Annotated in this window: 22 protein-coding genes and 1 pseudogene; 9 read left to right on the top strand and 14 right to left on the bottom strand. The window is 71.3% G+C overall.

Annotated elements, in window-relative coordinates:
* The first annotated feature begins 3 nt into the window (after positions 1-3).
* From BG418_RS04555 to pssA, 4 genes are all read left to right on the top strand, one after another.
* Entirely contained in the window at positions 4-516 is a 513-nt protein-coding gene (locus BG418_RS04555) for a MaoC family dehydratase (RefSeq protein WP_188272374.1), read from the top strand.
* Positions 517-518: 2 nt separating this feature from the next.
* Positions 519-1,724: an acyl-CoA dehydrogenase family protein gene (locus tag BG418_RS04550; protein WP_188272373.1), complete on the top strand. Its 1,206-nt coding sequence runs from the start codon at positions 519-521 to the stop codon at positions 1,722-1,724.
* 172 nt (positions 1,725-1,896) lie between these two features.
* Complete coding sequence (locus BG418_RS04545) at positions 1,897-2,553, top strand: phosphatidylserine decarboxylase (protein ID WP_188272372.1); 657 nt, start codon at positions 1,897-1,899, stop codon at positions 2,551-2,553.
* Positions 2,540-3,394: a CDP-diacylglycerol--serine O-phosphatidyltransferase gene (pssA, locus tag BG418_RS04540; RefSeq protein ID WP_188272371.1), complete on the top strand. Its 855-nt coding sequence runs from the start codon at positions 2,540-2,542 to the stop codon at positions 3,392-3,394. Before BG418_RS04545 ends, pssA begins: the two co-directional genes overlap by 14 nt.
* Positions 3,395-3,607: 213 nt before the next feature.
* Here the strand turns inward: pssA and BG418_RS04535 are convergent, their stop codons facing one another.
* The gene (locus BG418_RS04535) at positions 3,608-4,762 is read right to left on the bottom strand and encodes a glycerate kinase (protein WP_188272370.1); all 1,155 of its coding nucleotides are present in this window, start codon (positions 4,760-4,762) and stop codon (positions 3,608-3,610) included.
* A 143-nt stretch (positions 4,763-4,905) separates the two neighbouring features.
* On the opposite strand from BG418_RS04535, the gene BG418_RS04530 reads away from it, so the two are divergent.
* The 4 genes from BG418_RS04530 (at position 4,906) to BG418_RS04515 (ending at position 8,875) form a co-directional block, all read left to right on the top strand.
* Entirely contained in the window at positions 4,906-6,597 is a 1,692-nt protein-coding gene (locus BG418_RS04530; protein ID WP_188272369.1) for a BCCT family transporter, read from the top strand.
* A gap of 174 nt (positions 6,598-6,771) precedes the next feature.
* The gene (locus tag BG418_RS04525; protein WP_188272368.1) at positions 6,772-7,263 is read left to right on the top strand and encodes an NUDIX domain-containing protein; all 492 of its coding nucleotides are present in this window, start codon (positions 6,772-6,774) and stop codon (positions 7,261-7,263) included.
* Positions 7,264-7,318: 55 nt separating this feature from the next.
* Positions 7,319-7,696, top strand: coding sequence for a CU044_2847 family protein (locus BG418_RS04520; RefSeq protein ID WP_188272367.1), 378 nt, complete (start codon positions 7,319-7,321; stop codon positions 7,694-7,696).
* Positions 7,697-7,699: 3 nt separating this feature from the next.
* Entirely contained in the window at positions 7,700-8,875 is a 1,176-nt protein-coding gene (locus BG418_RS04515) for a trypsin-like peptidase domain-containing protein (protein ID WP_188272366.1), read from the top strand.
* A gap of 90 nt (positions 8,876-8,965) precedes the next feature.
* Here the strand turns inward: BG418_RS04515 and BG418_RS04510 are convergent, their stop codons facing one another.
* From BG418_RS04510 to BG418_RS04485, 6 genes are all read right to left on the bottom strand, one after another.
* Entirely contained in the window at positions 8,966-9,463 is a 498-nt protein-coding gene (locus BG418_RS04510; RefSeq protein WP_188272365.1) for a methylated-DNA--[protein]-cysteine S-methyltransferase, read from the bottom strand.
* 12 nt (positions 9,464-9,475) lie between these two features.
* The gene (locus tag BG418_RS04505; RefSeq protein ID WP_188272502.1) at positions 9,476-10,945 is read right to left on the bottom strand and encodes an AlkA N-terminal domain-containing protein; all 1,470 of its coding nucleotides are present in this window, start codon (positions 10,943-10,945) and stop codon (positions 9,476-9,478) included.
* Between the two features lie 83 nt (positions 10,946-11,028).
* Positions 11,029-11,559 (bottom strand): O-acetyl-ADP-ribose deacetylase, encoded by a 531-nt coding sequence (locus BG418_RS04500; RefSeq protein WP_188272364.1) that lies wholly within the window; start codon positions 11,557-11,559, stop codon positions 11,029-11,031.
* On the bottom strand, positions 11,556-12,980 hold the full coding sequence (locus tag BG418_RS04495; protein ID WP_188272363.1) for an NAD(P)/FAD-dependent oxidoreductase: 1,425 nt from the start codon (positions 12,978-12,980) through the stop codon (positions 11,556-11,558). Before BG418_RS04495 ends, BG418_RS04500 begins: the two co-directional genes overlap by 4 nt.
* Positions 12,981-13,222: 242 nt before the next feature.
* Positions 13,223-14,059: an inositol monophosphatase family protein gene (locus BG418_RS04490; protein WP_188272362.1), complete on the bottom strand. Its 837-nt coding sequence runs from the start codon at positions 14,057-14,059 to the stop codon at positions 13,223-13,225.
* Between the two features lie 136 nt (positions 14,060-14,195).
* Positions 14,196-16,037 (bottom strand): gamma-glutamyltransferase family protein, encoded by a 1,842-nt coding sequence (locus BG418_RS04485; protein ID WP_188272361.1) that lies wholly within the window; start codon positions 16,035-16,037, stop codon positions 14,196-14,198.
* Between the two features lie 84 nt (positions 16,038-16,121).
* Here BG418_RS04485 and BG418_RS04480 point away from each other — a divergent pair, with 84 nt between their 5' ends.
* Positions 16,122-17,177, top strand: a complete 1,056-nt coding sequence (locus BG418_RS04480; RefSeq protein ID WP_188272360.1) for a biotin/lipoate A/B protein ligase family protein — start codon at positions 16,122-16,124, stop codon at positions 17,175-17,177.
* A gap of 88 nt (positions 17,178-17,265) precedes the next feature.
* On the opposite strand, the gene BG418_RS04475 is transcribed toward BG418_RS04480, so the two are convergent.
* The 7 genes and pseudogenes from BG418_RS04475 to BG418_RS04445 all read right to left on the bottom strand — a co-directional run.
* Entirely contained in the window at positions 17,266-18,786 is a 1,521-nt protein-coding gene (locus BG418_RS04475) for an NCS1 family nucleobase:cation symporter-1 (protein WP_188272359.1), read from the bottom strand.
* A gap of 131 nt (positions 18,787-18,917) precedes the next feature.
* Entirely contained in the window at positions 18,918-19,916 is a 999-nt protein-coding gene (locus BG418_RS04470) for a TIGR03842 family LLM class F420-dependent oxidoreductase (protein WP_188272358.1), read from the bottom strand.
* 19 nt (positions 19,917-19,935) lie between these two features.
* The gene (hydA, locus tag BG418_RS04465) at positions 19,936-21,339 is read right to left on the bottom strand and encodes a dihydropyrimidinase (RefSeq protein WP_188272357.1); all 1,404 of its coding nucleotides are present in this window, start codon (positions 21,337-21,339) and stop codon (positions 19,936-19,938) included.
* A gap of 136 nt (positions 21,340-21,475) precedes the next feature.
* Positions 21,476-22,756 (bottom strand): aspartate aminotransferase family protein, encoded by a 1,281-nt coding sequence (locus BG418_RS04460; RefSeq protein ID WP_188272356.1) that lies wholly within the window; start codon positions 22,754-22,756, stop codon positions 21,476-21,478.
* Positions 22,753-23,595 (bottom strand): nitrilase-related carbon-nitrogen hydrolase, encoded by an 843-nt coding sequence (locus BG418_RS04455; protein WP_188272355.1) that lies wholly within the window; start codon positions 23,593-23,595, stop codon positions 22,753-22,755. Before BG418_RS04455 ends, BG418_RS04460 begins: the two co-directional genes overlap by 4 nt.
* Positions 23,596-23,713: 118 nt before the next feature.
* Entirely contained in the window at positions 23,714-24,241 is a 528-nt protein-coding gene (locus BG418_RS04450) for an HAD family phosphatase (protein WP_188272354.1), read from the bottom strand.
* 46 nt (positions 24,242-24,287) lie between these two features.
* Positions 24,288-24,810: pseudogene (locus BG418_RS04445) on the bottom strand (hypothetical protein); the annotation flags it as partial.

The raw sequence follows: 24,810 nt of genomic DNA, 5'->3' as shown, positions 1-24,810 counted from the left end.
ACCATGCAGTTCGGCCGCACCTACGAAGAGTTCACCGTCGGGGACGTGTACAAGCACTGGCCCGGAAAGACGGTCACCGAGTACGACGACCACCTGTTCTGTCTGCTCACCATGAACCACCACCCGCTCCACATGGACGTCAACTACGCCGAGAACACCACCGACTTCGGCAAGAACGTCGTGGTGGGCAACTACATCTACTCGCTGCTGCTCGGCATGAGCGTCCCGGACGTGTCCGGGAAGGCGATCGCCAACCTGGAGATCGAGTCGCTCAAGCACGTGGCGCCGACCTTCCACGGCGACACGATCTACGGCGAGACGACGGTCCTCGACAAGACCCCGTCGAAGTCCAAGTCCGACCGCGGCATCGTGTACGTCGAGACCAAGGGCTACAAGCAGGACGGCACGCTGGTCTGCGTGTTCCGCCGCAAGGTGATGGTCCCCACCGAGACGTACATCAAGGAGCGCGGCGGCGAGCAGCCCGGGCGCCCGCAGCTCAAGTCGCAGGAGAAGTAGCCATGGCCCGTCTCGCGCAGACCGCCGGTCTGACCGACGTCCAGCAGGAAATCCTGGCCACCGTCCGGGACTTCGTCGACAAGGAGATCATCCCGGTCGCGACCCAGCTGGAGCACAAGGACGAGTACCCGACGCAGATCGTCGAGGGCCTCAAGGAGCTCGGCCTGTTCGGGCTGATGATCCCCGAGGAGTACGGCGGTCTCGGTGAGTCGCTGCTCACGTACGCGCTGTGCGTCGAGGAGATAGCGCGTGGCTGGATGTCGGTCTCCGGCATCATCAACACGCACTTCATCGTGGCGTACATGCTCAAGCAGCACGGCACCCAGGAGCAGAAGGACACCTTCCTGCCCCGGATGGCGCTCGGCGAGGTGCGCGGCGCGTTCTCGATGTCGGAGCCGGCGCTCGGCTCGGATGTGTCGGCGATCACGTCCAAGGGCGTCAGGGACGGCGACGAGTACGTCCTGAACGGCCAGAAGATGTGGCTGACCAATGGCGGAACGTCATCGCTGGTGGCCGTTCTGTGCCGGAGTGACGAAGGACACCCCGAGGGGACCGCCCCCCACAAGTCCATGACGACCTTCCTGGTGGAGAAGGAGCCCGGCTTCGGCGAGGTCCGGCCCGGTCTGACCATCCCCGGCAAGATCGACAAGATGGGTTACAAGGGCGTCGACACGACCGAACTCATCATGGACGGACTGCGCATTCCGGCCAATCGTGTCCTCGGCGGGGTCACCGGCCGAGGGTTTTACCAAATGATGGACGGCGTCGAGGTCGGCCGCGTCAACGTCGCGGCGCGTGGTTGCGGCGTCGCTCAGCGTGCATTTGAGCTGGGTGTCTCGTATGCCCAGCAACGTCACACTTTCGGCAAGGCGATCGCCCAGCACCAGGCGATTCAGTTCAAGCTGGCCGAGATGGCTACCAAGGTCGAGGCCGCTCATGCCATGATGGTCAACGCAGCACGCAAAAAGGACTCCGGGGAACGAAACGACCTTGAGGCAGGGATGGCGAAGTACCTCGCCTCCGAATACTGCAAGGAGGTCGTGGAGGATGCCTTCCGTATCCACGGTGGCTACGGCTTCTCGAAGGAGTACGAGATCGAGCGCCTGTACCGCGAGGCGCCGATGCTGCTCATCGGTGAAGGTACCGCCGAGATCCAGAAAATGATCATTGGGCGTCGGCTTCTCGAAGAGTACCGATTCCAGGGTTGATTGTCGCTTTTCGGTCGGTTTGGCCGCGAAGGAGATCACACCCTGTCATCGCCTTCCGGCCGCCGACTCGGCTTCTTGCTTTCCCAGTTGCGGCTCGCAACCGATAGCATCGCTGGTAAACCAGCCGCCGTCCCCCTTGCCAGCGCGGCATCATCCGCTACGAAGGTCATCCATGCCCCACAGCCAAACCTCTGCACCTCGCGACGGTTTCCTCTCGGGACGTCTTGCTCGCGGAGCATCGCCGTGGCTTCTGCCGACCGTCGCCACCGCAGCAGTGAGCCTCGTCCGCGCGCGCCGTTCCAAGGCCGCCGCGATCGTCGCCGTGCCCACCACCGCTCTGGCGGCGGGCATGCTGTGGTTCTTCCGCGACCCCGAGCGCGAGATCGCGCCCGGCCGCGTGATCTCCCCGGCCGACGGTGTGGTGCAGAGCATCATGCCGTGGAAGGACGGGCGCACCCGCGTCGCGATCTTCATGAGCCCGCTGAACGTCCACGTCAACCGCGCGCCCCTCGCGGGCACGGTGACTTCCGTGGAACACGTCCCCGGCGGTTTCGTTCCGGCGTTCAACAAGGAGAGCGAGAACAACGAGCGCGTTGTCTGGCACTTCGACACCGAGCTCGGCGACATCGAGATGGTGCAGATCGCGGGTGCGGTGGCGCGGCGGATCGTCCCCTACATCCCGCAGGGCACCAAGGTGGAGCAGGGCGAGCGGATCGGTCTCATCCGGTTCGGCTCGCGGGTCGACATCTACCTCCCCGAGGGCGTCGAGGTCGCGGTCGAGGTGGGCCAGGCGACCACTGCGGGGGTGACTCGAATTGACCGTGATTGATCCGGACACCCAGACCGGCTGGGTCCCCGGGGCGGACGCGGAGGACGACGCGGAGGAGATGCCCCTCTCCCTGCGCCTGTCGATAGCGGACACCCTGACGCTCGGCAACGCGACCTGCGGATTCATGGCGGTGTACTTCACCACCACCGGAATCCTCATCCCGCACCTCTCGGGCAGCCAGGAGACGGGCATGGCGCGGCACTCCGCCGCGACCGCCGTCATCCTGATGCTGCTCGCGGCGATCTTCGACCTCTGCGACGGCCTGGTCGCGCGGAAGCTGCGGAGCTCGCCGATGGGCGCCGAGCTGGACAACCTCTCGGACCTGATCAGCTTCGGGCTCGCCCCGGCGTACTTCGTCCTCGTGTACGGCATGGTCGCCGACGACGCGCACCAGCGGGTGGCGGCGGTGGCGGCGATCACGGTGCTGCTGGCGGTCGTGCTCAGACTCGCGCGGTTCTCCTGCGTGACGATGAAGGACGGCATGTTCCAGGGCATGCCGAGCCCGTTCGGCGCGCTCACCGTCGTCTCGATCGTGCTCCTTGAGATGCCGTTCGTGCCGACGCTGCTCGCCGTCATAGGGGTGGCGTGGCTGATGGTCAGCCGGGTCGAGTACCCCAAGCCGCGCGGGATCCTCGCGGTGGCGATGCTCAGCTGGATCGTGGGCGCGATGGGGATGCTGGCGGCCTGGGCGTTCGACGCGCCGGGCGGTCAGCTGCTGCTCCAGACCGGCTGCGTGCTCCAGGTCGTGCTCGGCGCGGTGATTCCGCTGTTCGCCACGGCTCGCCGGGTGAACTCGATCCGCGACAACCGCCGCGAGGCTCGGGCTACGCAGTTGCCTTAGCGCTGCGCGCTGTGCCTGCGTACGAAGGCCCCGGACCACTTCGGTCCGGGGCCTTCTTGCTGCGCGCTGGAGGTGCGGTCGGTTCGTCTGCGGGTCCGCCGTGGCTGGTCGCGCAGTTCCCCGCGCCCCTTAAGGTGCTGGCCGACCCTAGGGGCGCGGGGAACTGCGCGAGCGGCCCACGACGGCCCGCAGACGAAAACGGACCGAAACAGGTCAGGCCAGGAAGTCCTGGGCAATACGTTCCGCCGTGCGCTCAAGCAAAGGACCCGCTTCCGCCATGCAGCGCGCAGGGTCCGGCTCCAGGTCCGTGAGGGCGTAGGCGCGCCGGATGCCCGCCCTGCCCAGGGCCTCGGGCGGCAGGGCCAGGCGGCCGCAGACCGCCACGACCTCGATGCCCGCCGCACGCGCCGCCGCCGCCACGCCCGCCGGAGCCTTGCCGTGCAGGGTCTGCTCGTCGAGCGAGCCCTCACCCGTGATCACCAGCGTGGCCCGGGCCAGCGCCGGGGCGAAGCCCAGGACGTCGAGCATGACCTCGATGCCGGGCCGGAACCTCGCGCCCAGGGCGACAAGGGCCCCGTACCCGATACCGCCCGCCGCGCCCGCCCCCGGGGCGAGGGCCGCCTCGGCCGCACGGGCGCCCACGGACGCCTCCAGGACCTTGGCGAAGTGGCCGAGGGCCGCGTCCAGGGCCGCCACGTCCTCCGGGTTCGCGCCCTTCTGCGGGCCGTACACCGCGGGCGCGCCCTTGGGGCCCGTCAGCGGGTTGTCCACGTCGCTGGCAAGCACGAGGTCGACCGAGGCGAAACGGGGGTCTAGGGCCGAGAGGTCCGCCGTCGCCAGCGTGGCGAGGGGGCCGCCGCCCGGGGCCACCGGGTCGCCCTCCGCGTCCAGGAAGCGGGCGCCCAGCGCGGCCAGCATGCCCGCGCCGCCGTCCGTCGTGGCGCTGCCGCCCACGCCGAACACGATGGTGCGCGCGCCCGCGTCGAGCGCGGCGAGCAGCAGCTCGCCGGAGCCGTACGTGGTGGCGGTGAGCGGGGCGAAGACGCCGCTCGGGAGGTGCTGGAGGCCGGACGCCTCCGCCATCTCCACCACGGCCACCCCGTCCCGTACCGCGAAGGCCGCGGTCACCTGGGTGCCGAGCGGGCCGGTGACCCGGGCCTCCCGGCGTTCGAAGCCGGCCGCGATCGCCGCCGCGACCGTGCCGTCGCCGCCGTCGGCGACCGGCAGGGTCTCCACCGGCAGACCGGGCAGGACGCGCCGGAGCCCGGCCGTCACCCGCTCCGCGACCTGTACGGCCGTGAGCGAGCCCTTGAACTTGTCCGCCGCGACAAGCACGCGGGCGGTTTCGAAAACTGCTCCGTCCGTCACCTTGCTAATCCCTTGCTTTCGAACAGGCAGTCGCGCCACTGCGACCCTATCCGCCCGTCGCGGCCCTGCCCATAGGTGTCATGCACGGCGGGACGGCGTGCCACCCCACGAAACCTCCATATCGCGGACCATAGTGGGGCGGCATGAGCGAGGATTCGATCGATCATCCGGGCCCGCCCGGCGGCCCGCCCCCGCAGTCCGCGAACCCGGCCCCCGACCTCACCGTCGTCGTGATCGGGGTGGTCGCGGTGGCGGCGGCGGTCGCCTGGGCCGCACTCGGCAAGCACTCCTTCGACAGCGCCTCCTCGACCGCGCTGGCCTGGGTGCTCAAGAACTTCGCCTGGCTGTTCGTGATCGCCGCCGACACGTTCCTGGTGCTGTGCGTGGTGCTCGCGATCAGCCGGTACGGGCGGATCCGGCTCGGCGCCGACGACTCCGAGCCCGAGTTCACCAATCTCGCGTGGATCGCGATGATGTTCAGCGCCGGGATGGGCATCGGGCTGATGTTCTACGGCGTGGGCGAGCCGCTCACGCACTACCTCGCCCCGCCCCCGGCCAGCGGCGCGGCCCCCCGCACCGGCGACGCGGCGCGCACGGCCCTGGAGTACTCGTTCTTCCACTGGACGCTCACCCCGTGGGCGATCTACGGCATCGCGGGGCTCGCCCTCGCGTACGCCGGTTTCCGCAAGGCGCGCGGCAACCGGCTCTCCGCGGCCTTCGTCCCGCTGATCGGCGCCCGGCGGGCGGACGGCTGGCCGGGCCGGTGCATCGACCTGCTCGCGGTCTTCGCGACCGTCTTCGGCACGGCGACGAGCCTGGGCCTCGGCGCGCTCCAGGTCTCCAAGGGCCTGAACATCACGGCGAGCGTCGACGACTCCACCGCCACCCAGCTGATCATCATCGCCTCGCTCTCCGCCGCGTTCGTCCTGTCGGCGTTCTCCGGGCTGCACAAGGGCGTGAAGTGGCTGTCCACGCTCAACATCGTCCTCGCCGCCGCCCTGATGCTCTTCGTGTTCCTGCTCGGACCGACGGTGTACGTACTCGACACCATCCCCGCGTCCGTCGGCGGCTATCTGCACGAGCTGCTGCCGATGGCGAGCCGCACCGGCGCCTTCACGGACCGCGTCTGGCTGGGAACCTGGACGATCTTCTACTGGGCCTGGTGGCTGTCCTGGGCCCCGTTCGTCGGGACCTTCATCGCCCGGATCTCGCACGGCCGGACCATCCGCGAGTTCCTGATCGGGGTGCTCCTGGTGCCGAGCGGCGCGACCGTCCTGTGGTTCTGCGTGATGGGCGGTACCGCGATCCGCCTGGACTCGACCGGCGCGGCCGATCTGGCGGGCAAGGTGAAGGACGGCGCGGAGGCGTCGCTGTTCGCGATGCTGGACGCGCTGCCGATCGGCACGGTGACCTCGTACCTGGCGATGGTGCTCGTCATGACGTACTTCATCACCAGCGCCGACTCGGCCTCGCTGGTGATGGGGTCGCTGACCAGCCGGGGCGCGCTGCATCCACCGACCTGGCTGGTGGTGCTGTGGGGCGTGCTGATGGCGGCGGTCGCGGCGGTGCTGCTCGTCGCGGGCGGCCTCAAGTCGCTCCAGACGGCCACGATCCTGGTGGCGCTGCCGTTCGTCCTCGTGATGCTCGGGCTGTGCTGGTCGCTCCTGAAGGAGCTGCGCGAGGACCCCGGCGCGGGTCCTGCCCGCCAGCACGCGCTGCACGGGATGCGCGACGCGATCCGGGCCGTTGTCGGCGACGCGCTGACGGAACAGGGCCCGTCCCGCCACTACCGCCTGCGGAGGGCCGCCAAGTCCCGTACCGGGGAGGACAGTTGACGACACGCCGTCGGGACTCCGCCCCGCCCCCCTTTTTCGTCTGCGGGCCGTCTTGGGCTGGTCGCGCAGTTCTCCGCGCCCCTGACTACCTAGGGGCGCGGGGAACTGCGCGAGCAACCCAGCACGATCCGCACCCGAAAATCGCGCCCCCACACACCGCATACGCTGACGCGCGTGACAGCCGATGACTACGCAAAGTACATCGCGGAACTCCCCCGCGTACTGGCCGGCGCAGCCACCCTTCTCCGCGACGCCGAAGGCCGCGTGCTGCTGGTGGAGCCGAACTACCGTGAGGGCTGGGCCCTACCCGGCGGCACCATCGAGTCCGACCACGGCGAAACCCCCCGCCAGGCGGCCCGCCGCGAGACCCTGGAGGAGATCGGCCTCGACATCGAACCGGGCCGACTCCTCGCGATCGACTGGGTACCGGGGGCGGCAAGGCCGCCCATCGTCGCGTACGTCTACGACGGAGGCGTCCTCACCGACGACCACCTCAAAAAGGTCCGCCTCCAGGAGGAGGAACTGCTCTCCTGGCGCCTGGTCGCACGCGACGAGCTCCCCGCGTACCTCCTCGGCGAGCTGGGACTACGCGTCCTCGCGGCGCTGGACGCACTGACGTCAGGGGCAGGCACGGCCGAACTGGAGAACGGGCGGATGACAGGCTGACGGTCATTCCGTCAACTCGGCTGACCCCAGACCCAGTTGCCCCCACAATGTCCCCGTGCCGCCATACGACTTCATGGAATTCACCCTCGCCGACGGCTCCCGGGTCAGAGTCGAGCTCGCGCCCGTCGGCGGTCCCGAGGCGGAAACGGAGACCGAACTGCCCAGCGGGGTCGGCGGGGTCGTGCCCGTCGGGCTCGGGGCGAGGGTCTCCTCGCTGGCCACGGACGCGCTGCACTCCGTGCTGCGCCCGCTCGGGCCCGTACTGCAACAGGTGCACGACTCCGTGCGGAACGTTCCCGACCCGCCCGACTCGATCACCGTGGACTTCGGGGTCCAGATCGGCCAGGACCTCACGATCGGGATCGTGGGGGCCCACGGGCAGGCCAGTCTGACCGTCTCGGCGACCTGGCAGCTGCGGCCCGGCGGCAACTGAACCGTGGGCTGGTTCAAGGCACCGGGCGAGGACCCGTCGGCGGACGCGCGGGGCGCGCTCGTACGGGTGCTTTCGGCCGACCGGGGCCGGACCGCCGGGGCCGGTGTCCTGCTGTCCGCCCGCAGACTTCTGACCTGCGCACATGTCGTCAATGCCGCGCTGGGCGTACGGATGCTGAGCCCGCGTGACCCGGGCGCGGTCACCCTCGACGTCGCCTTCCCCGCACTCGCCGCCGACGCCCGCCAGGCCCGCCTCGTCGCCTGGGTGGCGCCGCGCGCACCCCACCACCAGGGCCCGGTCGCCGACGGCTCCCTCGAATGGGGCGGGGACCTCGCCGTACTGGAGCTCGACGAGGAGCCGCCGCCCCCGCTCGCCCCGGTGCGCTGGCTCGACATGCGGGCCGGACAGCTGGTGCGCGCGTGGTACGGCGGCGGCCAGCCGTTCTCGTACGCGGACGTCCAGGTCGGTGCCTGCGACGGGCGGATCGGCTATCTGGACGGGCAGTTGTCGGGCGCCGCCGTCGACGAGGGGTACAGCGGCGGGCTGCTGTGGTCTCCGGCGGACGGCGCCGCCGTGGGGCTGGTGATGGGTCGGATCACCCCGCCAGGCGGCCCGTTCGACGCCCAGCACACCGTGCGCCGCAGCTGGGGCGCCACCTGGCAGTCGATCCACCAGGAGCTGTCACGGGTCGGCGCGGCCCCCGATCCGGTGCCGCCGGGTGCGCGGGCCTCGGGGCCTCAAGGCGACGAGTCCGTACGGGACATGATGGTCGGCCCGCTGCACATCCTGCTCGGCGATCCGACCGTACGGGCCGCGCACGCCACCCAGCTCGGCGCCGCGCTCGGCCTGACCACGCGGGCGGACGGGACCGCGCCGCCGGCAGAGGAGCTGGCGCAGCTGCTGTGCACCGCCGAGCGCGCGCTGCCCACGCTCGCCGAGTCGCTGGCCCCGTCGCTGAGCGACGCCCGGGGCCGCTCCCAGCTCGACCGGCTGCTCGCACTGGGCCGCCTCACCGACGCGGCCATGCTGCTGTCGATCGCCGAACACCGCGTACTGACCGGCAAGTTGGACCATCTCACCCGGCGTGATCCGGGGCTGCTGCCCTGGGCGCGGCGGCCATCCGCGGCCTGGGCTCCCGCTGCCGTGGCGTCCTCATGGTCCCCCGCGACGGCCATCTGACGACCGGCAGCACGGTCGAACTGTCCTGGCTGGCCCCCGAGACGTACAAGGCGTTCCTGCGGCTCGGAGCGCGGGTCGTGGCTGACTGAGCTAGAACAGTGCGTCCTCGCCCGTCCCCTTCTCGAACGCAAGCAGCCGCTGCTTGCGGTCGAGGCCGCCGCCGTAGCCCGTCAGGCTGCCGGACGAGCCGATCACCCGGTGGCAGGGGACGATGATCCCCACCGGGTTCTTGCCGTTGGCCAGTCCCACCGCGCGGGAGGCGTTGGGGTTGCCCAGGGCCTCGGCGAGCTCGCCGTAGGAACGCGTCTCGCCGTACGGGATACGGCACAGCTGCTCCCAGACAGAACGCTGGAAGTCCGTGCCGCGCAGGTCCAACTCCAGGTCGAAGTGGGTGAGTTCACCCGCGAAGTAGGCGTTCAGCTGGCGGATCACCTCAGGGAACGGGCCGCCGTCGTCCCGCTCGCCGAACGTCTCCTCGGCAGGCCGGTGGCGCTGCCCCTCCATATGGAGGCGGCTGAGCACCCCGTCCTCGGCGACGAGGGTGAGCGTCCCGTACGGGCTGTCCATCACGGTGTGGGTGGCGGTCATGGCGTAACTCCCTTATGCCGGAAGGATGTTGATGGGGTGGTCGTCCGTCGCCCAGAGGTACTGGACGGCGTACGCCCGCCAGGGGCGCCAGGCGGCGGCGCGCGCGGTGAGGGCCGCGGGGGACGACGGCAGGCCCAGCCCCTCGGCCGCGCGGCGCACGCCCAGGTCGGAGGCCAGGAACGCGTCCGGGTCGCCGAGCGCCCGCATCGCGATCACCTCCACCGTCCAGGGACCGAAGCCGGGCAGCGCGAGCAGCTGCGCCCGCGCCCGCTCCCAGTCGGTGTCGATGCCGAGCTTGAGCGTGCCGTCGGCCAGCGCGGCGACCAGGGTGGTGAGCGTGGTGCGGCGGCTGCGCGGCAGCGCCAGCTTCTCCGGGTCGAGCGCGGCCAGCGCCTCGGAGGTAGGGAAGAGATGGGTGAGACCGCCGCCAGGATCCTCGACCGGCTCGCCGTACGCGGTCACGAGCCGGGCCGCGTGGGTGCGCGCGGCGGCGGTGGAGACCTGCTGGCCGAGCACCGCCCGTACCGCGAACTCCGCGGCGTCGACGGTACGCGGCACCCGGCGTCCCGGGGACTTGTCGACCAGCGGGGCGAGGAGCGGGTCGGCCCGCAGCCGGTCGTCGACGGCGACCGGGTCGGCGTCGAGGTCGAGCATCCAGCGGCAGCGGCTGATGGCGATGGTCAGGTCGCGCAGATCGGTCAGCGAGAGCAGGGCGCCGATGTGGTCGGGCTGCGGGCTGAGTTCGACGATGCCATGGCCGTACGGGAGCGAGAGCGTGCGGCGGTACGCGCCGCCGCGCCACTCCTCCACACCCGGCACGGCGGTCGCGGCCAGATGCCCGAAGAGGTTGTCGGGGGTGAGCGGGGCGCGGTACGGAAGGCGCAGCGCGATCGAGCCGGGGGCCTGGCGGGCGATGCCCCGGGCGGCGCGGGCGCGCAGCTCGGTCGGGGCGAGCGCGAAGACCTCGCGCACGGTGTCGTTGAAGGTGCGCACGGACGCGAAGCCCGCCGCGAAGGCGACGTCGGCCATCGGCAGCGCCGTGGTCTCGATGAGGATCCGGGCGGTCTGGGCCCGCTGGGCGCGGGCGAGCGCGAGCGGCCCGGCACCGAGCTCGGCGAGCAGCTGGCGCTCGATCTGGCGGGCGCTGTAGCCGAGCCGGGCGGCGAGCCCGGGCACGCCCTCGCGGTCGACGACGCCGTCGCGGATCAGCCGCATGGCGCGGGCGACGGAGTCGGCCCGGGCGTTCCACTCCGGCGAGCCGGGCGTGGTGTCCGGGCGGCACCGCTTGCAGGCCCGGAATCCGGCCTGCTGACAGGCGGCGGCGCTCGGGTAGAAGGTCATGTTCTCGACCTTCGGCGGCACCACCGGGCAGCTGGGACGGCAGTAGATGCGGGTGGTCAGGACGGCCGTGAAGAACCAGCCGTCGAAACGGGCGTCCTTGGATTGCACGGCCCGTACGCAGCGCTCGGTGTCGGTGTGCATGGCCGCGGTCGCGGCCGGGGCGGCGGGGTTCATGGCTCAAGCATCGGGCAGAGCGAGCGCCCGGCGCTGGCAGAAATACGACATCAACCTTGCGTGGCCAGCGCCTCTTCAAATGCCCTGTACGCCGTCTCGTCGAACAGGACGAACCGGACCTCTTCGACGGGAGCCGCGGCCGCCTGCCGTACGGTACGCACCGCGATGCGGGCGCCGTCGTCCATCGGCCAGCCGTAGACCCCGGTGGAGATCGCCGGGAACGCCACGCTCCGCGCGCCGAGCTCGCCCGCCACCCGCAGGGACTCCCGGTAGCAGGAGGCGAGCAGGGCGGAGCGGTCCTCGTCTCGCTGCCAGACCGGGCCCACGGTGTGGACCACCCAGTCGGCGTCGAGGAGGCCTGCCGTGGTGGCGACGGCCTTCCCGGTCGGCAGGCCCTTGCCGTACTGCGAGGCGCGCAGCCTGCGGCAGTCGGCCAGGATCTGGGGGCCGCCCCTGCGGTGGATGGCGCCGTCGACCCCGCCACCGCCGAGCAGCGAGGAGTTGGCCGCGTTCACGATCACGTCGACGGACTGGTCGGTGATGTCGCCCCGGACCAGGACGATCGAGAGGGGGCTCGTCACTTCTGGTCCGCCTTTCGCAGGGCGCGCCACACCGCTTTCGCCGCGTTGTGCCCGGACATGCCGTGCACGCCGGGGCCCGGCGGGGTGGCGGAGGAGCAGAGGAACACCGAGGGGTGCCTGGTCGTGTACGGGAACAGGGACAGTGTGGGCCGCAGCAGCAGTTGAAGGCCGCTCGCCGCGCCGCACGCGATGTCGCCGCCCACATAGTTGGCGTTGTGCGCCGCGAGCTGCGGAGGTCCCGCGGTGGCACGCGCGAGGACCCGGTCGCGGAAGCCCGGCGCGAAGCGCTCGATCTGCCGCTCTATGGCGTCGGTGAGGTCGCCGTCCCAGCCGTTCGGGACATGGCCGTACGCCCAGAAGACGTGCTTGCCCTCGGGCGCCCGGGACGGGTCGACGAGGCTCGGCTGGGCGGTGATCAGGAACGGCGTCTCGGGCGCGGTGCCGCCGGACGCCTGGCTGAGCGCGGCGCCGATCTCCCGGCTGGACGGGCCGATCTGCACGGTGCCCGCCCGACGCGGCTCTTCCGCGGTCCACGGGACCGGGCCGTCCAGGGCGTAATCGATCTTGAAGACGCTCGCCCCGTACCGGTACCCCGCGTACGCGCGGCCCAGGCCCGCGATCCGGGCGAGCGCGGTCGGGGAGGTGTCGAAGACGTACGCGCGCGCGGGCGGCAGGTCGTCCAGCCGCTTCACCTCGAAGCCGGTGTGGACGGAACCGCCCAGGTCACGCAGATACGCGGCGAGCGCGTCCGAGATCGACTGCGATCCGCCGCGCGGCAGCGGCCAGCCGTTCTCGTGCGCGGCGAGCGCGAAGACCAGGCCGACGGCGGAGGTCGCCACCCCGTTCAGCGGGGCGATGACATGGCCCACCAGCCCGGCCATCAGCGCCCGCGCCCGGTCGTCGCGGAAGCGGCGCATCAGCCATGAGTACGGCGGGAGGCCGTCGATGCCGAAACGGGCGAGACCGATGGGGTCGCGGGGCAGCGCGGTGAGCGGCAGCGACATGAAGTCGCGCGCCAGCACATCCCACTTGCCCCGGTACGGCGCCACGAGTCGGCGATACGTGCCCGCGTCGCGCGGCCCGAACGAGGCGGCAGTCTCGGAGACCGAGCGGGAGAGCACGGCGGCCGTGCCGTCGTCGAACGGGTGCGCCATGGGCAGCTCGGGGTGCAGCCACTCCAGGCCGTACCGGTCGAGCGGCATCCGGCGGAAGGCCGGGGAGCCGATGCCCAGCGGGTGCACGGCGGAGCAGGGGTCGTGGCGGAAGCCGGGGAGGGTCAGCTCCTGGGTCCTGGCGCCGCCGCCGATGGTGTCCTTGGCCTCGAAGACCTCAACGGACAGACCGCGCCTGGCCAGTTCGACCGCGGCGGTCAGTCCATTGGGCCCCGCCCCCACGACGACGGCATCCAGCATCGACGGCACCTTGGACTCCTCACGCCCTTGTGGCCAAGACACCCAGCATATTCCGGGCCGCGGACAATCCGTTTGGGGGTGGGTGCGGTTGCGGGCGCCGTGGGGCGGGCGCGGCTGCGGCAGCCGTGGTGGGCGCGAGGGTGCCCCGCCCGGCCGAGGGCATACGGGACCGCCTCGTGCACGGCAGCGCCGCCCTGAACCGGCGCCTTCCCGGCCGGAGGCGTACGTGGCCGCCGGCCGGGCGGGACCGCTCACTCCCCCGCCAGCAACCCCCGCACCCGCTCGGCCGTCGCCGCGTCCCGCGCCGCCGTGAACGGCAGCGCGTTCCCACCGGTTATCCGGAACGGCTCGCCCGCGACGGTCACGTCCGCCCCGCCTGCCTCCGCCACCAGGAGCAGCCCCGCCGCGTGGTCCCAGGCCAACTCCCAGGAGAACGCGACCGCGTCGAGCTCACCGCGCGCGACGGCCAGGTACTCAAGTCCGGCCGAGCCGCACGGGCGCGGGTCGACGCCCGCCACGCGCAGCCCGAGCAGGGCCCGCTTCTGGTCGTCCGTCGTGTAGTCCGGGTGGGACGTGGCCACTTCGAGCACCGCGCCCGGCTCGGGCGCCCCGGACCGGATCGGCACACCGTTGCACGTCGCGCCCCGGCCCCGTATCGCGACCGCCATGAGGTCGAGCGCCGCCGCGTACGTCCAGGAGGCGAGCACCTCGCCGTGGTGGGCCAGCGCCACCAGGGTGCAGAAGCCATCCTCGCCGCGCACGAACTGCCGCGTCCCGTCGACCGGGTCGACGATCCACACCGGCGCGTCGCCGCCGAGCGCGTCGTACGACGACGGGTCGGCCGCGACGGCCTCCTCGCCGACGACGACCGACCCTGGCAGCAGCGCGGGCAGCGCCTGCGTCAGAAACTCCTCGGCCCGGCGGTCCGCGACCGTCACCAGGTCGTGCGGGCCGCTCTTCTCCAGGACTTCATGCGCGGCGAGCTGGCGGAAGCGCGGCATGATCTCGACGGCCGCCGCCTTGCGGACCGCCTCTTCGACGTCGGACGACCGGTCTTCCAGAAACTCTGCGAGAAATCCTTCGATCATGCGTCCAGCAAAACATGCCCCACTGACAATCGGCGAACGTGATCTGAACCACGCCCGACATCGAGGTGACCTCGGCAGATCTGGCTGATTTGCCGCGCCGGGGCGATGCGGCCACTCTATTCCGCCACCTCCCGGGTCAGCGCCCCACCGCGTACCCCTGCATCCCGCGCGGGTTCGCGGCGGCGGACAGCACACCGGTGTCCGGGTCCCGCGCGACCGCGCACAGCCGCCCCTCCGACCAGGCGTCGCCCACCGTGACGCGGTGTCCGCGCCGCCGCAGCCCGTCGATCACGGCCGCGCCGATCCGCGACTCCACGGTGACACTGCCGGGCAGCGTCACCCTCGGGTGGAAGGAGCTCGGGAAGGAGTCGTTGTGCCAGTTCGGGGCGTCGACCGCGCCCTGGAGGTCGAGCCCGCCGCGTACGCGCGCGCCCAGCGCGACCGCGAGGAAGAAGTGCAGCTGCCACTGGTCCTGCTGGTCCCCGCCCGGCGTCCCGAACGCCAGCACCGGCACACCGCCGCGCAGCGCCAGCGAGGGCGACAGGGTCGTACGGGGACGGCGGCCCGGGGTCAGCGAGTTCGGCAGGCCCTCCTCCAGCCACGTCATCTGGAGCCGGGTGCCGAGCGGGAAGCCCAGCTCGGGCACGACCGGATTCGACTGGAGCCAGCCGCCGCTCGGGGTCGCGGCGACCATGTTGCCCCAGCGGTCGACGACGTCCAGATGACAGGTGTCGCCCCGGGTCGCCCCGTCCGGCCCCACGGTGGGCTCTCCCGCGCCGGGCATGCGTGCGTACGCGAAGTCGGCGCCACGCGCGCGTAGGGCGTGCTCGGCGACACGGGGTATGCGGCCGCCGGGGCTGCCGGGCCGCAGCTCGTACGAGGCCGCCGGGCCGACGAGCGCGCGCCGGGCCGTGTTGTAGCCGTCCGAGAGCAGGTCAGTGAGCGGCACCTCGGCCGCGTCCCCGTACCAGGCCTCCCGGTCCGCCATGGCGAGCTTGCACCCCTCGACGAGAAGGTGGACGTACTCGTCGGAGCCGTAAGGCGGCAACTCGCCTGGAAGCAGCGCCAGTTGCTGAAGGAACGCCGGTCCCTGACTCCAGCCGCCCGCCTTGCAGACGGTCCAGCCGTTCCAGTCGTACGTCACCGGCGCCTCGTACGACGCGGACCAGTCGGCGAGGTCGGCGGCGGTCAGCGTGCCGGTGTGACGCTCGCCGCTGGTGTCCAGGGTGGGGCGGGCGGACTGCGCGAGCAGGGCCTGGGCAACGAACCCCTCGCGCCAGATGCGGCGGGCCGCCTCGATCTGGCGGACCCGGGCGTCACCGGAGGCGGACGCGCGCGTGGCGGCCGACTCGGACGCGGACTCGCAGTCGCACTCGGACTCGGACTCGGCGAGGAGTCGCCGCCAGGTGTGCGCGAGGGCCGGATTGCGCAGCAGCTGTCCGGGCCGCGGAGCCCGGCCACCCGGCAGATAGATCTCGGCGGACGACTGCCAGTCGCTCTCGAACAACGCGCGCACGCTCTCCACGGTCTCGCCGACCCGCTCGACCGGCGGGTGCCCGTCCTCGGCGTACCCGATGGCGTACTTCAGGACGTCGGCGAGGGACTTCGTACCGTGGTCGCGCAGCAGCACCATCCAGGCGTCGAAGGCGCCGGGCACGGCGGCGGCCAGCGGCCCGGTGCCGGGCACCAGGTCGAGGCCGAGCGCACGGTAGTGCGCGACGGTGGCCCCGGCGGGCGCGGGCCCCTGCCCGCACAGCACCCGTACCGGGCCTCCGGTGGGCGCCAGCAGGATCGGTACTTCGCCCGCCGGACCGTTGAGATGCGGCTCGACGACATGCAGGACGAAGCCGGCGGCGACGGCCGCGTCGAACGCGTTCCCGCCGTCCTCAAGAACGGCCATCGCGCACTGCGAGGCGAGCCAGTGGGTGGAGGACACCATGCCGTAGGTGCCCTGGAGGGTGGGCCGGGTGGTGAACATGCCAGCAGGCTAGACAGGCCCGGCTCGGAATGTCAGACCCCGCCCGTAACGTTGATTCCGCTCGGAACGGATGGAGGCGCAACGGTGCACGGTGAGTACAAGGTCCCCGGCGGCAAGCTCGTGGTGGTGGACCTGGACGTCGAGGACGGGGTCCTGAGCGGCGTGCGGGTCGCGGGCGACTTCTTCCTGGAACCGGACGAGGCGATCCTCTCCATCAACAGCGCGCTGGAGGGCGCCCCGGCCGACACGGACGCCGCCGGGCTCGCGGCCCGTATCGAGGCGGCACTGCCACCGGGCACGACGATGTACGGACTGACGGCGGAGGGGGTCGGCGTCGCGGTCCGCCGTGCGCTGGCGCATGCCACGGACTGGACCGACTACGACTGGCAGCTGATCCACGACGGCCCCCAGTCGCCCGCCCTGCACATGGCGCTCGACGAGGTCATCACCGCCGAGGTCGCGGCCGGCCGCCGCCCGCCGACGCTGCGCGTCTGGGAGTGGGGCGCGCCCGCCGTCGTCATCGGCAGCTTCCAGTCCCTGCGCAACGAGGTCGACCCGGAGGCCGCCGAGCGCCATGGCATCACGGTGGTGCGCCGGGTGTCGGGCGGCGGCGCGATGTTCATCGAGCCGGGCAACACGATCACGTACTCCCTGTCGGTCCCCGACGCTCTGGTCTCCGGCCTCTCCTTCGCCGACTCGTACGCCTACCTCGACGACTGGGTCCTGGGCGCGCTCGGCGACATGGGCGTCAAGGCGTGGTACCAGCCGCTCAACGACATAGCGACGGACGCGGGCAAGATCGCGGGCGCCGCGCAGAAGCGCGTGGTGGCGGACGACGGCGCGGTGCTGCACCACGTGACGATGGCGTACGACATCGACGCCGACAAGATGCTGGAAGTCCTGCGCATCGGCCGCGAGAAGCTCTCGGACAAGGGCACCAAGAGCGCCAAGAAGCGCGTCGACCCCCTGCGCCGCCAGACGGGCCTGCCCCGCGAGGCGGTCATCGACCGCATGATCACCTCGTTCCGCTCGCGGTACGGGCTGGCCGAGGGCCGGGTGACAGACGAGGAGATGGCCCGGGCCCGGGAGTTGGCGGAGACGAAGTTCTCCACGGAGGAGTGGACGGGGAGGGTGCCGTAGAGCTCGGGCGGCAGGCGGGTACCGCACACCACGCCGGACGGCATACGGAAGTGGTGCGCGGCCATTTTGGGGACGGGCGCGACCACGCTCACCGAGGGCCTAGGTCACGCCCGTGCGTATAGCTGTGGACTGATCCTGACGCGATGACCAATCCGACGTACACCAGCAGGGCCGAACCGAGGCCCACCGCCCACCCGTAGTCCGCGAGCGGTTTCAGGGGCGGGATCAGGCCGTCGACCGGGAACGGGCCCTGTTTGGTGCCCTTCGGGTCGACCGTGGAGTACGAGCCGCCCACCGCCAGCACGCCGCCGACCGTGAACGCGGCCACCGCGCGCCAGTTCCAGCCGGCGGTGTACCAGTAGCGGCCGCCCGGGCGGTAGAGGTCGGCGACGTCCAGGACCGTGCGGCGGATGATCCAGTAGTCGGCGATGAGGATGCCCGCGACGGTGCCCAGGAGGCCGCCGACCACGCCCAGCCACGTGAAGATGTACAGCTCGGGCGTCGACGTCAGCTTCCAGGGGAAGATCACCACGCCCACCACGCCCGTGATCAGCGCGCCCCTGCGGAAGGTGATGAAGCGAGGCGCCAGGTTGGCGAGGTCGTACGCCGGGGAGACCACGTTCGCCGCGATGTTGACCGAGATCGTCGCGACCAGGACCGTCAGCAGCGCGAACAGCAGGCCGAAGACGTTGTCCGTCTTGGCCACCAGGTCCACCGGGCTCCAGATCGGCGTCCCGTACACCGCCTCCGAGCCGGAGGTGACCAGCACCGAGAGCAGGGCGAACGCCGTCATCGTGGTCGGCAGGCCCAGTGTCTGGCCCCAGACCTGGGCGCGCTGGCCCTTGCCGAAGCGGGTGAAGTCCGGGATGTTCAGCGACAACGTCGCCCAGAAACCGATCATGCCCATCAGGGACGGGAAGAAGACCGGCCAGAAGTCGCGGCCCCAGCCGTGTTTGGAGGGCTGGTCGAGCAGTGGGCCGAAGCCGCCCGCCTTGTGGGCGATCCAGATCAGCAGCACCAGCGCGCCGACCAGGACGAACGGCGCCGCCCAGTTCTCGAAGCGGCGCAGGGTCTCCATCCCCCGGTAGATGATGGCGAGTTCGAGGGCCCAGAAGAGTACGAAGCAGAGCCAGAGCGTCCAGGGTTCGCCGCCGATCTCCGACGCGTCCGCCCAGCCGCCGAAGATCTTGCCGAGCAGGACGAAGACGCCCTGGCCGCCGATCCAGGTCTGGATGCCGAACCAGCAGCAGGCGACCGCCGCGCGGATCAGCGCGGGCAGATTGGCGCCGCGCACCCCGAAGGACGCGCGGGCGAGCACCGGGAACGGGATGCCGTACTTCGGTCCCGCGTGCCCGGTGAGCAGCATCGGGACGAGCACGATCACATTGGCGACCGCGATGGTGAACACGGCCTGCTTCCAGTCCATCCCGAGGGCGACCAGGCCCGAGGCGAGCGTCCAGGACGGGATGTTGTGGGCCATGCCGACCCAGAGGGCGGCGAAGTTGTACGTCGTCCAGCACCGTTCCTCCGGCGGTACCGGCCGCAGATCCTCGTTGGCGAAGCGGCCGTCCGGCGGGGCGGTGTCCGTCGGTATGGCGGTGTCGGTCATGGGCGGGCCTTCGTTCGGGGAGGGGCGAGGGGGGAGGCGAACGGGCCGTGCGGGGGCGCGCGTCGAGCGGTACGCGTGAGCAGCTGGCGCCGCGCCCCAGCGGCTCCCGGGGCGCGACACGAAGGCAAACGTCAGGCCAGCGCCGGGATCACCCGCTCCCCGTACGCGTCGATGACCGCCTCCCGGGCGTCGTGCATCGCGTACACCGCGAACTGGTCGACGCCCAGGTCCCGCAGCGCCTTGAGCTTCTCGATGTGCGCCTCGACCGGGCCGAGCAGGCAGAAGCGGTCGACGATCTCGTCGGGGACGAAGGCGGTGTCGGGGTTGTCGGCGCGGCCGTGGTGGCTGTAGTCGTAGCCCTGGCGGGCCTTGATGTACTCGGTGAGCGCCTCCGGGACCAGGCCCGAGTGCTCGCCGTAGCGGGACACCAGGTCGGCGACGTGGTTGCCGACCATCCCGCCGAACCAGCGGCACTGCTGGCGGGCGTGGTCGAGGTCGTCGCTCACATACGCGGGGGCGGCCACGCAGATCGTCACGGACGCCGGGTCGCGTCCGGCGTCCGAGGCGGCCTTGCGTACGGCCTTGATCATCCACTCGGTGAGGAACGGGTCGGCGAGCTGGAGGATGAAGCCGTCGGCCTTCTCCCCCGCCAGGGCCAGCGCCTTGGGCCCGTACGCCGCCATCCAGACGGGAAGTTTGCCGTTCCTGACCCACGGCAGCTTCAGCGTCTGGCCGTCGACCTCGGCCTCGCGGCCCTCCGCGAGGTCGCGGATGACGCCGATGGCCTCGCCGAGGCGGGCCAGGGTGTTGGGTTTGCGTCCGGCGACCCGCATCGCCGAGTCGCCGCGGCCGATGCCGCACACGGTCCGGTTGCCGTACATGTCGTTGAGGGTGGCGAAGGTGGAGGCGGTGACCTCCCAGGTCCGGGTGCCCGGGTTGGTGACCATCGGGCCGACGTGCAGCCGCTCGGTGTGCTCCAGGATGCGGCTGTAGATGACGAACGGCTCCTGCCACAGCACTGCCGAGTCGAAGGTCCAGCCGTAGTGGAAGCCGTTGCGTTCCGCGCGTCGCATCAGGCCGACGACCGTCGAGGCCGGCGGGTCGGTCTGCAGGACGAGTCCGAAGTCCATGTGGTGCTGCTCCTGCTCACTAGCCGAGGTACTGGGTGGTGGCGCGCGGGGTGTAGCTGCCGTGGCCTGCGCGGCCGGTGAACTCCCGCTCGGTGATGACGGGTTCACCGCGCGAGAGGACCGTCTCGACGCGGCCGGTGATCCGCCTGCCCTCGTACGCCGAGTAGTCCACGTTCATGTGGTGGGTCTCGGCGGAGATGGTCTGCTCGGCGTGCGGGTCGTAGATGACGACGTCGGCGTCGGCGCCCGGCGCGATGGTGCCCTTCTTCGGGTAGAGCCCGAACATCCGGGCCGGGCTGGCGCAGGCGATCTCGATCCAGCGGCGCCGGCTGATGTGGCCGTCGAGCACGGCCTGATGGAGCAGGTCCATCCGGTTCTCCACGCCGGGCAGACCATTGGGGATTTTGGAGAAGTCGCCCCGGCCGAGCTCCTTCTGGCCGACGAAGCAGAACGGGCAGTGGTCGGTGGAGACCACCTGGAGGTCGTTGCTCCGCAGCCCCCGCCAGAGCGCGGCCTGGTGTTCCTCGGGCCGCAGCGGAGTCGAGCAGACGTACTTGGCGCCCTCGAAGCCGGGCTCCGCCAGGTTGTCGGTGGACAGGAACAGATACTGCGGACAGGTCTCGCCGAAGACCGGAAGTCCCTTGTCCCGCGCGGCGGTCAGCTCCTCCACCGCCTCCTGGGCCGAGACGTGGACGACGTACAGCGGCGCCCCGGCGACCCGCGCCAGCTGGATCGCGCGATGAGTGGCCTCGGCTTCGAGCAGGGCCCGGCGGACCTCGCCGTGGTAGCGCGGATCGGTGTGGCCGGCCGCCAGCGCCTGCTCCACCAGTACGTCGATCGCGATGCCGTTCTCGGCGTGCATCATGATCAGCCCGCCGTTGGACGCCGAGCGCTGCATGGCCCGCAGGATCTGGCCGTCGTCGCTGTAGAAGACCCCGGGGTACGCCATGAACAGCTTGAAGGACGTGATGCCCTCCTCCACCAGCAGATCCATCTCCTTGAGCGAGTGCTCGTTCACATCGGAGAGGATCATGTGGAAGCCGTAGTCGATGGCGCACTGGCCGTCGGCCTTGGCGTACCAGGCGTCCAGGCCCTCGCGCAGCGCGTGGCCCGGCGACTGCACGGCGAAGTCCACGATCGTGGTGGTGCCGCCCCAGGCCGCGGCCCGGGTGCCGGTCTCGAAGGTGTCGGAGGCGAAGGTCCCGCCGAAGGGGAGCTCCATATGGGTGTGGGCGTCGACGCCGCCCGGGATGACGTACTTGCCGGTCGCGTCGATCGTACGGTCGGCGGTCCAGCTCTGCGCCGGGCTTGAGCCGTGCGCGGCGAGGGCCGCGATGCGGCCGTCCTCGATCAGTACGTCTGCGTGTGTTTCGTCGGCGGCGGTGATCACCAGGCCGCCGCGGATGAGTGTGCGGGTACTCATGGGCTGTCCCTTCGTACACGTACGACGCGCTCCGCTCGGGGGCGCGGTTTTCGTCTGCGGATCCGCTGTGGCTGGTCGCGCAGTTCCCCGCGCCCCTATAAAAAAAGGGGGCTGGGCACCTACGGAGCCGCAGGCCCTACACGCTTCGCAGCGCCCTTTCCAAGATCGCCGCGCCCTCCTCCGCCTCCGCCACCGTCAGCGTCATCGGTGGGGCGATGCGCAGCACGCTGGTGTTGTGGCCGCCGCCCTTGCCGAGGAGGAGGCCGCCCTCGCGGGCCGCTTCCAATACGGCGGCCGCCGCCTCCGGGTGGGCGTCGTCCGTGCCGGGCTTGACCAGTTCGATGCCCGCCATCAGACCCCGCCCGCGCACCTCGCGTACGAGGGGGAGCTGGGCGCCGACGGCCCGCAGGCGTTCGAGGAGCAGTCCGCCGACCCGGCGGGCGTTGCCCTGGAGGTCGTGTTCGAGGAGGTAGGAGAGGTTGGCGAGGCCCGCGGCCATGGTGACCGGGGAGCCGCCGAAGGTCGAAATGGAGTTGGAGTCCAGGCAGTTCATGATGCGGGCACTCGCCACCACACCGCCGATGGACATGCCGTTGCCGATGCCCTTGGCGAAGGTGAGGATGTCCGGCGCGCCGTTCTGCGCGTGCGCCTGCCAGCCCCAGAAGTGGTCGCCGGTACGGCCCCAGCCGGTCTGCACCTCGTCGCTGATCCACAGGATGCCGTGCCGGTCGAGGACTTCGCGGAAGGCGGCGTAGAGCCCGTCGGGCGGTGAGGTGAAGCCGCCGACGCCCTGGACGGGTTCGGCGATGAGGGCGGCGACGTCGCGGGTGTGGCCGAGCAGGTCCTCCAGGTCGGCCACGCACGCGTTGATGAACTGACGGTCACTCAACTCCGCGTAGGGGCCGCGCGATCGCACTCCCCCGTGCACGTACAGGGTCTGGAGCGGTGAGAGGCTGGTGGGCGACCAGGAGTGGTTGCCGGTGATGCCGACCGCGCTGAACGAGCGGCCGTGGTAGCTGTTGCGCATCGCCAGGATCTGGTTGGAGCCGCGATAGGCGGTGGCGAGCAGCAGGGCGGTGTCGTTGGCCTCGGTGCCCGACGTGGTGAAGAAGACGCGCGCGTCCGGGATGCCGGAGAGGTGGGCGATCCGCTCGGCGAGCTCCACCATCGGGCGGTTGAGGTAGAGCGTGGAGGAGTGGATGATCCGCCCGGCCTGCTCGGCGACGGCCTTGGTGACCTCGGGGAGCGCGTGGGCGGTCATCGTGGTGAGGATGCCGCCGAAGAAGTCCAGATAGCGGTTGCCCGCGGAGTCCCAGACGTGACGGCCCTCGCCGTGGGTGATCTCGATCGGGTGGCGGTAGTAGAGCGCCAGCCACTCGGGCATGACCGCGCGATGGCGGTCGAAGAGCGCGGTCACGGCTTCACCAGCCCTTCGTACGCGTCGGGGCGCCGGTCGCGGTAGAACGCCCACTGCTGGCGGACCTCGTCGATCAGCCCGAAGTCGAGGTCCCTGACCAGGAGTTCCTCCTCCTTGTCGCTGGCCTTCTCACCGACGAACTGGCCACGCGGGTCGACGAAGTAGCTGGTGCCGTAGAAGTCGTTGTCGCCGTACTCCTCGCGGCCGACCCGGTTGATCGCGGCGACGAAGTACTCGTTGGCGACGGCCGAGGCGGGCTGTTCCAGCTGCCAGAGATAGGCCGAAAGTCCACGCGAGGTAGCCGACGGGTTGTAGACGAGCTGGGCACCGTTGAGTCCCAACTGCCGCCAGCCCTCCGGGAAGTGACGGTCGTAGCAGATGTAGACACCGACCCGGCCGACGGCGGTGTCGAAGACCGGCCATCCGAGGTTGCCCGGTTTGAAGTAGTACTTCTCCCAGAACCCCTTCACCTGGGGGATGTGGTGCTTGCGGTACTTGCCGAGATAGCTGCCGTCCGCGTCGATCACGGCGGCGGTGTTGTAGTAGAAACCGGCGTCCTCGATCTCGAAGACGGGGACGACGATCACCATCCCGGTCTCGCGCGCCAGCTCCTGCATGCGCCGCACGGTCGGCCCGTCCGGCACCGCCTCCGCCCAGCGGTAGTGCTCGGGCTCCTGCACCTGACAGAAGTACGGGGCGTTGAAGACCTCTTGGAAACCGATGATCTTCGCGCCCTGCCGAGCCGCCTCGCGGGCGTGTTCCTCATGTTTGGCGATCATGGATTCGGTATCGCCGGTCCAACTGGCCTGGACCAGTGCGGCGCGGACAACAGTGGCCATGAGCTGCTCCTTAGACGGGCCGTCAGCCAGGCATCGACACGCGTAGATTGCGTGTGGAGAGACGGTAAAGCCCGTCACGCACCGTGGCAAGACCATCGCCGTTACGCCACGAAGTCGATCACGTTTCCCTCGGTACGGGGGCGGGCAGCCGGGCCCAGTTGCCGCGCCGGGCGTGCCTCAGCAGCACCGGGTCGTCGCCGACGACCACCGGATGGCCCACCTCGGCGAGGAGCGGAAGGTCGGCCGCCTCGTCGGCGTACGCGTAGCAGCCGGCGGCGAGGATGGCGCGCTCGCGCAACAGGGCGCGCGCCGCGTACCCCTTGCCCTGCCCGCGCATCGGCGCTCTTGGCCGGGAACAGAGCACCGCGTCCACCCCTAGGTGACCGGCGAGCGGCGCCACCGCCTCGGCGGGCGACGGGGTCACCAGGACGAGAAGGTGGCCCCGGGCCGCGTGGTCGTGCAGGGCGGCCAGGACCGGCGCGTGCCAGAGCCGGCCCAGTGGCGGGCCCTTCCCGTCCGGGTCGAGCGCGGACAGCGCCAGTAACGTGCCCTCGACGTCGAAGAACGCGGCGACGGTGGGCGTACGCGACCGAGGCGCGGGCGACGGAGGCGTGCTCGGCTGAAGTGTGCGGGGTCCTATGTCCATTGCTACGGACCCTGCCCAGCCGCACGCCCCCCTCAATCCCGGAATTTCAACGTTCTGTTGCAATTCTGGCCACCCGGAACGCATGGACCACGTCCCGTCGCCGCCCGTCCGAGACCTCCGAGGCGGCCGCGAGCAGCAGCGGCGCGAGCTTGTCGGGGGCGTGCGCCGCCAAGTGCGCCGCGTCCTCGGGGGTGCGCACCCGGACGAAGACGCTCAGCAGCGTGTCCGCCTCCACGCCCCGCCCGGCATCACGCAGGGCGAGCACCGCGTCCGCGATCTGCTCGGCGGGCCGGGCCACGCCCTGGCGCAGCAGCCGATGGCAGTCGGCCGACTGACCGGCCGCCGCCAGTGTCCCGGCGGCCTCGGCCAGCCGGTCCGGCGGCAGCGAGGCGGCCTCCCACAGCAGGGTGGCCCAGTCGGCGGCGAGTCCGGCGCGGTGCAACTCGGTGGCGAACACCGGCAGCAGATCGGCGGGGCCGGCGGCGGCCTCGCACAGCACGGCGTGCGCCTCGCCGGTACGGCCCTGGCGTCGCAGCCGCACCAGCCGGGCGACGGCCGCGCCCACCGAC

Origin of the sequence: Streptomyces sp. CBMA152 (assembly GCF_014596475.1) — a bacterium.
Taxonomy (GTDB): Bacteria; Actinomycetota; Actinomycetes; order Streptomycetales; family Streptomycetaceae; genus Streptomyces.
The sequence above is the reverse complement of the archived record's forward strand: the minus strand, read 5'-3'. Positions and strand labels throughout refer to the sequence as shown.